The sequence below is a fragment of the Salinimicrobium oceani genome (assembly GCF_012037645.1).
In genome coordinates this window covers 1-499 of sequence record NZ_JAAVJR010000445.1, presented here as the reverse complement: position 1 = coordinate 499, position 499 = coordinate 1, and the positions used below count along the sequence as shown (strand labels likewise).

The window sequence follows — 499 nt, the reverse complement described above, 5'->3', positions numbered from 1 at the left end:
AATTTGTGCTCCCCAGGCCATCCCTTTATTTTCCACAAACAAGATCCTAAACCAGTCGAAAACTCTTATCTCGTCTCCCAACATAAAATTGGTCTTGATATAGAATTTAGAAACCTGATCGATGATCAGGATAACAACAATAATGGCAGAGGCTTGTTTTAAGGACATTTAGAATTTTTTGAACGGGGCAAAAATACTAATATTATTTAGTTTCAGTGAGCTTTATATCCCCGTTGATGCTGGTTAATACCATTTTATGAATTCCATGGGAATTTTTGGACACTTCAACCTGCCCGTGACGGGAATTTGCTTCCGAAGTAAAATTGCGGGCGCTGCCAAGAATATTTCCTTCGTAGGTGTTCACTACAGCCGTTCCTTCAAAATCTTCAAAGTAACAGGAGCCTGTTTTCAACTGAATTAACACACTGTCGTAAGAGCCTGTAAGGAAAACGGAAGCCACATTGGAATTCACCTCCACCTCCATATCTTCGGGAATCTC

1 protein-coding gene and 1 pseudogene are annotated in these 499 nt (G+C 40.1%); both read right to left on the bottom strand.

From position 1 onward, the window contains the following. The coding region (locus HC175_RS17655) for a signal peptidase II (RefSeq protein WP_209310062.1) at positions 1-168 on the bottom strand (168 nt) is incomplete at its 3' end. A gap of 34 nt (positions 169-202) precedes the next feature. Continuing rightward, positions 203-499 (bottom strand): annotated as a pseudogene (locus tag HC175_RS17650) (hypothetical protein); the annotation flags it as partial.